The sequence below is a fragment of the Rhizobium sp. SEMIA 4085 genome (genome assembly GCF_013004495.1).
GTDB lineage: Bacteria > Pseudomonadota > Alphaproteobacteria > Rhizobiales > Rhizobiaceae > Rhizobium > Rhizobium gallicum.
The window spans coordinates 1-2,341 of record NZ_JABEPH010000578.1 but is presented as its reverse complement, the minus strand read 5'-3'; the positions used below and the strand labels follow the sequence as shown (position 1 = coordinate 2,341).

General features: G+C 58.9%; 3 protein-coding genes. All 3 read left to right on the top strand.

Translation table 11 applies throughout. The features are described 5' to 3' along the window. Window positions 1–1,105, top strand: a 1,105-nt coding sequence (locus C9413_RS31190; protein ID WP_170251417.1) for a class I tRNA ligase family protein, incomplete at its 5' end; no start/stop codon positions are given. Further along, window positions 1,095–1,616, top strand: a complete 522-nt coding sequence (gene lptE, locus C9413_RS31185; protein WP_039846542.1) for an LPS assembly lipoprotein LptE — start codon at window positions 1,095–1,097, stop codon at window positions 1,614–1,616. The genes C9413_RS31190 and lptE, both read left to right, overlap by 11 nt. A gap of 11 nt (window positions 1,617–1,627) precedes the next feature. Then, the coding region (locus C9413_RS31180) for a DNA polymerase III subunit delta (protein WP_170251416.1) at window positions 1,628–2,341 on the top strand (714 nt) is incomplete at its 3' end.

Here is a 2,341-nt window from a genome sequence, read left to right as displayed (position 1 = left end):
CGTCGATGCGATGTGCTACTTCACGCGCTTCACGGCATCTTGGGAAGGTGTTCCCTCCGATCTGGCTACCGCAAACCGTTTGCTTCCCGTCGATCAGTATATCGGCGGCATCGAACACGCCATTCTGCATCTGCTCTATTCGCGTTTCTTCACGCGTGCGATGCGCGAGACGGGTCATGTTGACGTTAAGGAGCCATTCAAGGGCCTCTTCACCCAGGGCATGGTCGTCCATGAGACATACAGCCGCGGTTCGGGCATGAGCCGCGACTGGGTGGCGCCTGCAGACATTCGTATCGAAGAGATCGAGGGCAAACGTCGCGCCTTCCTGCTGGAAGGGGGCGAGGAGGTCTCAATCGGATCGATCGAGAAAATGTCGAAATCCAAGAAGAACGTCGTCGATCCGGATGACATCATAGCTTCCTACGGCGCTGACACGGCGCGGTTCTTCGTTCTCTCGGATTCACCGCCCGAGCGTGATGTGATCTGGTCGGAAGCAGGTGTCGAAGGGGCACATCGCTTCACGCAGCGCCTCTGGCGCTTGATTTCCGAAGCATCCGAAGCCCTGGCTTCCATATCGCCGAATCCGGCTAAGGATGGAGATGCGCTTTCGATCTCCCAGTCAGCCCATAAAACCTTGAAGGCTGTCCAGAACGACTACGACAAGCTTTGGTTCAACAAGGCCGTCGCGCGCATCTATGAACTCGTGAATATTTTGTCTGGCCCGCTGGCGAAAGTAGCGGCAGGCGAGGGCGACGTCGCCTATTGCGCCGCTGTTCGTAACGCGGCGGAAATTCTCGTTCAGCTCGTGGCGCCCATGACGCCGCACCTGGCCGAAGAATGCTGGGCGGCGCTTGGCAACAGCGAGATGCTCGCCCGCACCCCTTGGCCCGTCTATGACGAAGCTCTGGTCGTGGAGAACGACGTCGTGTTGCCGGTCCAGATTAACGGCAAGAAACGCGCCGAATTGACAATTTCTAAAGACGCAGATCAGAATGCCGTGACACAGGCGGTCTTGAAACTCGACGCCGTCATCAATGCGATGAACGGTCAGGCGCCGAAGAAAATTATTGTGGTTCCGCAAAGGATTGTGAACATTGTCGTTTGATATCGCTCCCAGGCTCGCACGCGGCGCCGCAATCACCGTCGTCCTTGCGTTTGCAGCCTTGCTTTCCGCCTGCCAGGTTCGTCCCCTTTACTCGGAAACGTCAGGAGTTGCCGGCAAGCTCGCTTCCGTCGGCTTCTCGGACGCAACGACTCGTGTCGAACAAGAAGTTCGCAACCGACTGATCTTCCTTGCTACGCGCGGCGCCGGCGAGCCCGTCAAGCCGGCCTACGAGGTAGAGCTTCATGTGCGATCTGACGTCGTTGATGCACTTCTTGTCGAATCTTCCGACACGTCGCGCGCCGGTCGCGTGACCGTCAGCGTGGATTACACGCTGCAGGCGACGGCGGACGGCCAGGTCATCAAGTCGGGTAACCGCTACGCTACGGCGCTTGTCGATTTCCCAACCCAAGAGTTTGCCAAGCAGCGCGCAATCCGCGATGCCGAGAACCGCGCGGCACGCCAGGCTGCCGAACTTGTCGGCTTGGATATTGCCGGCGCGCTCGGTCGCTGAGGAAAAAGGGCGTGGCGGAAATTAAATCTCACGAATTTGAAGGCTTCCTTCAACGTTCGGTTTCCGCCTACCGCATCTTCGTCATCTACGGGCCGGATCGTGGCCTGGTTTCCGAACGGGCGGGGCAAATAGCCGGGAAAAGCAGCGTTGCTCTGGATGATCCTTTTTCGCTTATCAAACTCGACATCGGCGACCTACAGAAGGATCCCGGGCGCCTGCTGGATGAGGCGGGTACTATCGGACTTTTCGGAGGAGAAAAACTCCTTTGGGTACGGGGCGCGGCGAATGAAAAATATCTGGTCGACGCACTCGACCACCTTTCCCAAAAGCCGCTCGACGCAACGTCCATCATCGTGGAAGCCGGAGACCTGAAGAAGGGCTCTCTTCTTCGCAAGCTCGCCGAAGGCACGCGCAGCATCGTTGCGATCCCCTGCTATTCGGATGATGCACGCGCCTTGAATGGTTTGATCGACAGTGAGTTGGCATCAGAAGGCCTGCGCATCACGCCTGCCGCAAGGCAAGCTTTGATCGGACTCATCGGCGGTGATCGCCCCGCCTCCCCCACAGAGGGCAGAAAAATCGCCCCCTACCGCCGCCGCATAGGGACAATCGGGGGACCATACATGCACCGGAGACACCGCGGCGCCCGCGCCCCTCCTGGCGACCCAAACGGGGTCGCCACTTTAAGCCGACACACCGGCACCTTCCCTCGAACCCCTCACAAG